The sequence below is a fragment of the Dolichospermum sp. UHCC 0260 genome (genome assembly GCF_009711985.1).
GTDB classification, from domain to species: Bacteria; Cyanobacteriota; Cyanobacteriia; order Cyanobacteriales; family Nostocaceae; genus Dolichospermum; species Dolichospermum lemmermannii.
Map to the genome: position 1 here is coordinate 1 of NZ_VIKZ01000097.1, position 5,483 is coordinate 5,483.

The 5,483-nt window shown below is 35.9% G+C and carries 5 protein-coding genes and 1 pseudogene; 2 read left to right on the forward strand and 4 right to left on the reverse strand.

Going from position 1 to position 5,483, the window contains the following annotated elements; genetic code table 11:
• Positions 1-328: pseudogene (locus FJR08_RS22280) on the forward strand (hypothetical protein); the annotation flags it as partial.
• A 120-nt stretch (positions 329-448) separates the two neighbouring features.
• Here FJR08_RS22280 and glmU read toward each other — a convergent pair.
• On the reverse strand, positions 449-1,804 hold the full coding sequence (glmU, locus tag FJR08_RS22285; RefSeq protein WP_168634617.1) for a bifunctional UDP-N-acetylglucosamine diphosphorylase/glucosamine-1-phosphate N-acetyltransferase GlmU: 1,356 nt from the start codon (positions 1,802-1,804) through the stop codon (positions 449-451).
• A 250-nt stretch (positions 1,805-2,054) separates the two neighbouring features.
• Here glmU and FJR08_RS22290 point away from each other — a divergent pair, with 250 nt between their 5' ends.
• Positions 2,055-3,398, forward strand: a complete 1,344-nt coding sequence (locus FJR08_RS22290) for an AAA-like domain-containing protein (RefSeq protein WP_168634618.1) — start codon at positions 2,055-2,057, stop codon at positions 3,396-3,398.
• 30 nt (positions 3,399-3,428) lie between these two features.
• Here FJR08_RS22290 and FJR08_RS22295 read toward each other — a convergent pair whose 3' ends face one another.
• From FJR08_RS22295 to FJR08_RS22305, 3 genes are all read right to left on the reverse strand, one after another.
• Entirely contained in the window at positions 3,429-3,857 is a 429-nt protein-coding gene (locus FJR08_RS22295) for a DUF6006 family protein (RefSeq protein ID WP_168634619.1), read from the reverse strand.
• Between the two features lie 44 nt (positions 3,858-3,901).
• Positions 3,902-4,405 (reverse strand): carbohydrate binding domain-containing protein, encoded by a 504-nt coding sequence (locus FJR08_RS22300; RefSeq protein WP_254435830.1) that lies wholly within the window; start codon positions 4,403-4,405, stop codon positions 3,902-3,904.
• A gap of 378 nt (positions 4,406-4,783) precedes the next feature.
• Positions 4,784-5,332 carry an AbfB domain-containing protein gene (locus FJR08_RS22305; RefSeq protein WP_015079705.1) on the reverse strand — a complete coding sequence of 183 codons (549 nt, stop codon included), beginning with the start codon at positions 5,330-5,332 and terminating at the stop codon, positions 4,784-4,786.
• Positions 5,333-5,483: the final 151 nt, after the last annotated feature.

Genomic DNA, 5,483 nt, shown 5'->3' on the forward strand with positions numbered 1-5,483 from the left:
TGGCGTATCACTCAACCGAGAACTGCGGTTACTCCTAAAAGAATGGAATTTGGGTATAGGGGAAAAAACAGCAGTAGAAGTAGCACAAAAAAGATTAATTCAAAGACTACAATTACCCGAATCTATAGCTTTATCAGCACTGCAAGAAATTTTAAAACAAGATGAATTATATAATGTTGAAGAATTTATATCTAATCGAGATTTATTAAAGTCGCTTTTGAGCATTGTATTATTAGCTAGTGATTGGGAAGAAATAGCTGTATCTGCTGCAGAGTCAGTACAAGAACAGATAATTTATCAAGTAGGAATTAATCAGATTTCTGCATAAAAATGAATTTCTTCCTTTGCGTCTTTGCTCCTTTGCACCTTTGCGCGAAACAAAAACACTAGTTCATTTACCTAAAAATAGCTATAAAAAGGTGCGTTTCTTAACGCACCCAAAAAAACATTAACTATCAGTTTTCATCTTCCAACCTGGTTTCACAACCTGACGACTGCGTGCAATAACCAAAGAATCATCAGGGACATCTTCCGTTACCGTTGAACCTGCGGCTATGTAGACATCATTCCCCAGAGTAATAGGTGCAACTAAAACACTATTAGAACCGGTTTTGGTGCGATCGCCTATAATTGTTCTATGCTTCTTCACACCGTCATAATTAGCAGTAATTGTCCCCGCACCAACATTTACATGAGATCCGGCTGTCGTATCACCTAAATAGGAGAGATGTGATACATTAGTGCGATCGCCTAATTGGGTATTTTTCAACTCCACAAAATTACCAATTCGACAATTAGCACCCACCTTAGCATGACCACGTAAATGGGCATAGGGTCCAATTCGAGTTTGAGATTGAATAATACTATCTGTAACTACAGAATAGAGAACAGTGACATTTTCACCTAATTCACTATTTTCAATTAAACTCCCCGGACCAATGCGACTACCAGCTTGAATTATCGTTTTTCCGCGCAAATGAGTTTGCGGTTCAATAATCACATCTGGTTGTAATTCCACCGTTTCATCAATCGTAATACTGGTAGGATCTATTAGCGTTACACCTGCTAACAACCATTTTTCCTTAATCCGTCTTTGCAAAATATCGTTAGCTGTTGCTAATTGCAATCTATCATTAATTCCCAAAATTTCTTGGTAATCTTCCACATCTACAGCCATTACCTTACCAACCTGAGTTACAGCATCAGTTAAGTAATATTCTTTTTGGGCATTATTTGCTTCTAATTGAGGTAAAAACTTTGCTAAATCTGGCCAACGGAAACAGTAAATACCAGCATTCACGCGGTCATTTTCTCTTTGGGTAAGAGTGCAATCTTTGTCCTCAACTATTTTTTGGACAATACATTCACTGTTACGAAAAACTCGTCCGTAACCTTGAGGATTTGACAATTGTGCGGTGAGGATAGTACAAGAATTTTGATTTTCTTGGTGAGTTTGTAAGAGGTTGTTTAAAGTTTCCGTCCGTAATAAAGGGACATCACCATTTAAAATCAATAAATCCCCAGTGTAACCTTCTAAATGGGGAAGCAATTGTTGGATAGCATGACCTGTGCCTAATTGTACAGTCTGTTCCACAAACTCCACACCATGAATTGCATTCATAGCCGTTTTTACTTCTTGGGACTGATAGCCAACAATTACTAATCTGCGTGAAGGTAAAAGGGGTTCAGCACTTTCAATAACGCGTTCGACTAAAGATTTACCACCTAAAGAATGTAAAACTTTAGGCAGATTTGATTTCATTCTTGTGCCTTTTCCTGCCGCGAGAATTGCTACAACAACCATAGTTATATATCAGTAAATTTGCGATAAATGCTGTTTTGATTTGCTCCCTTCCAGGTCAAATCATATCAGTTAATCATCTGTAGTGGGAGTCTTCTGGAGATTTTAGATGAAAAAGAACCCATCCCACTGTTAGCGGGAATAGTCTCAATTAATGAGAATACCTTAACAAGTAAGCGATGTATCCAAATTTCGATATTTCTTTTTCGGCACAAACTCGATATACTGACTTCAATCGGCATAAATTAAATATATGAACGTTGAAGAAGCATTACAAATTTTAGATACAGTTGTCTTTAATAAAGTTAACAGACACTTGAAAGATGTGGAGATAATTATCCTGAAAGGATCTTGGCAAGGTCTAAATTATGATGAAATTGCCAATAATGGAGGTTATACAGCCAAATATCTCCGCCAAGATGTAGGTTTCAAATTGTGGAAATTACTTTCAGAAGCATTAGGAGAAGAAGTTAATAAAACTAATTTTCGTGCAGCAGTTGAACGTTCGCATCTTAACAATAACAACATTCTACAAACAGAATTACATCAAAATATTTCTAATCCCATCAAAAATGAATTTTTACCAGAATACCCAAAAGGTTCAGTTCCTCTAAATTCTGTATTTTACATTCAACGAAATCTAATAGAAGAACGTTGTTATGATACAATTCTCCAGGCTGGTTCTCTAATTCGGATTAAAGCTCCAAATCAAATGGGTAAAACCTCCCTACTTGATAGAATTATCGCTCACTCAAATCAGCAAGGTTATCATACAGTAAGATTAAATTTTTTACAAGCAGAAACAACCGTTTTTAATGATTTAGATAAATTTTTACGCTGGTTCTGTGCTTATGTTGGTCACAAATTAAAATTACCTTCTTTATTAAATGAATCTTGGGATGAATATAGAGGTAGTATTATTAATTGCACTACATATTTTGAAGATCATATTTTAGCAGAAATCAATAATAATTTAGTTTTAGCATTAGATGAAGTAGATAGAGTTTTTCAATATCCTGAAATTTCCCAAGGTTTTTTTGCCATGTTACGAAGTTGGCATGAAGAAGCTAAAACTGTAGATATTTGGGAAAAATTACGATTAGCTGTAGTCCATTCCACCGAAAATTATGGGTCATTAGATATCAATCAATCCCCCTTTAATGTTGGCTTAGTAGTGGAATTAACAGAATTTACCAAAGAACAAATAAAAGTTTTAGCCCACAATCATCAACTTGATTATAATCAAAATCAATTACAGCAATTAATGTCTCTAGTTGGGGGACATCCATATTTAATTAGATTGGCACTTTATCATCTAGCACTTGGGGATATAACTTTGGAAAATTTATTGCAAAATGCGCCAACAAATGCCGGAATTTACGAAGAACATTTGCGGCGATTTTTGCATACTTTTAAAATTAATCCTCATCTAACTCAGGCATTCCTAGAAGTAGTTACGGCTCAAAAACCTGTAAGCGTAGAAACAATTTCAGCATATCAACTTTACAGCATAGGATTAGTAAAGAGAATAGGAGATAAATTAACACCAAGTTGTCAGTTATATCAACAATATTTTCGAGAACATTTGCAGAATTAAAATCAATATTTGTATTCGTGAAATTTTTTCCTAACGTCTTCTATTTGCACAAGATAAAGGATAACGTTTGCCTCTCCAGGTAGTCCAACCGATAGCCCGACCTGATTTAACATTGTATCTTAAAAACCAGTTATCTTGTTCTTGACCTAAATAACGAATTGAGAGAGATGTTGAATTTGCAGAATGTTTTGCTAGTGACACCCATGCACTACCATTATCACTGAACTGTCCTACAACCTTAACACCTGATGTAGTCCTACAGACATCACCATCACACTGAGTTTGCGGGTCATCAACTACAAGCCACTGCATTTTGGCATTACGACCATCAATATTACAATCCCATGAGCCAAAATACCACTGAGTGACCACCTGTGAAGCATTAATTGTCCCAGGATTAAATAATAATCCACAGGGAATCAGCATTAAACCTAACAAACACTTTTGGAGTAACTTCATAATTTTGATTGGGGAAGTAAATTGATAAAACCTAATGAAAATTCCTATTGACTAGGACAGTCTGGACTTGGCCCCTTTAAAGAAAAACCATCAACTTGCACCCAACTATCTTGTCCTAAAGCCCACAAACCTGTAAAGATGTTATAAGTTGAAGCGTTCCCAGTTCTAAATTGTAGTGTTAATTTTGTATACTCTGATAAATTAGCAAATTTGAGTTCAGACCAAACTTTTTGTTGACTATCACGCACTCCGAAATATCCATCCGTAACATTGCCTGATGTTCTCACATAAGCTTCTAAGATATAGTTAGAATTTGGTTTGAGACGTACTTGTTGACGAATACCATTCCAACCGGAAACATTCCGCATCCAGGCATTATTTTCACCTTTAAAACTATATCCTTTCTTAATATCAAAACCTGCACGTCCTTCAGTTTGCCAATAAGAAGATGGCTGTTGCTCAAAATCAAGATTGCTATAAGGTGCTGCACATGAAGCTTGTGCTTGGTTGATGCCAATGTTGGTTAATAATATTGAACTAACAGCCACAGTAAAAATCAGGGGAAACGCATCTAAATTTTATTGACAAAATACCGATTTAATGCGTAAACCAATAAATCCTCATTTATCGTTTGATTGATTTTTTCAGAGTCATAGTGATGGAATAAAATATTGTCAATAATGGTCGTTAATGCGAATATTTTGGTCATTATTGAGATTAAATTGCCCTTATTGATAAGATGCGTTTCCCCTGCAGTAAAAATGTTAGTTAATAAGCCTTTGGTAAGTAAGTTGTGAGTTTGACGTAATTTAATTAATGACATGAAATATCTCCAATATTTTATAGCAGTGAATATTTTATGAAAGTCAACTCTATTCATTAGATATTAGGAAAAAAAGTAGTTTTGATTGACGAACAAGATTACCCTACCGATAGAGAGGATTGAAAATCCTAAATGACGCATCCTGTGCAAATAAATCGCTACCATCTGAGCGTTCTACCCACAACTCAAAATTCTTGTGTCGGATGTAGTGTCCAGGAAAATTGAGAGATTCCAATGTCCAACGAGCATCATCACCAAAGAGTCCACCTTTAATGCAAAAAGTAGCATCTTCCCTAAAAAGCTGCTGATTGATCATCCTTGACAACAGCAGTCGGAAATTTTCGTGTCTCAAGAAATGACCTGGAAAGTTTACAGATTCAAATGAAGAGCATTTGCTATTAGCTAATCCCCGAACAATTTTGAAACTTGCGTCTTTTCTTCCGAGTTCGTTATTAATTGGCTCTATGTAGCCCAATAAATTTCTGTGGCGAATATAGCGATCGGGAAAGTTATACGAACGAAAGGACTGAACTTGACCGTACAAACTTTTATATTGGGCATAAACGGAAGATGATGATGTTAGCACAATCCCACAGACTGACAAACCTAAAGTTGAAATACTCAAGAATCTTTTTAGTAGGTTAAATTTCATGATTGTTCCAATTTCCTATTGATTTGAATTATGCTTTGAAGTTTGATATTGGCGATTCCCTCTAGGAATACGCCGTAGGTATTATGGGGCGCGGAAAATCTCTCCACCGGTGCTAACGACCCAAGGACTACCGCTAGAGTCAACAGCTATC

Coding starts and splice junctions, on each gene's coding strand:
- FJR08_RS22290 (WP_168634618.1), top strand. CDS start 2,055: ATGAACGTTGAAGAAGCATTACAAATTTTAGATACAGTTGTCTTTAAT.
- FJR08_RS22305 (WP_015079705.1), bottom strand. CDS start 5,332: ATGAAATTTAACCTACTAAAAAGATTCTTGAGTATTTCAACTTTAGGT.
- glmU (WP_168634617.1), bottom strand. CDS start 1,804: ATGGTTGTTGTAGCAATTCTCGCGGCAGGAAAAGGCACAAGAATGAAA.
- FJR08_RS22295 (WP_168634619.1), bottom strand. CDS start 3,857: ATGAAGTTACTCCAAAAGTGTTTGTTAGGTTTAATGCTGATTCCCTGT.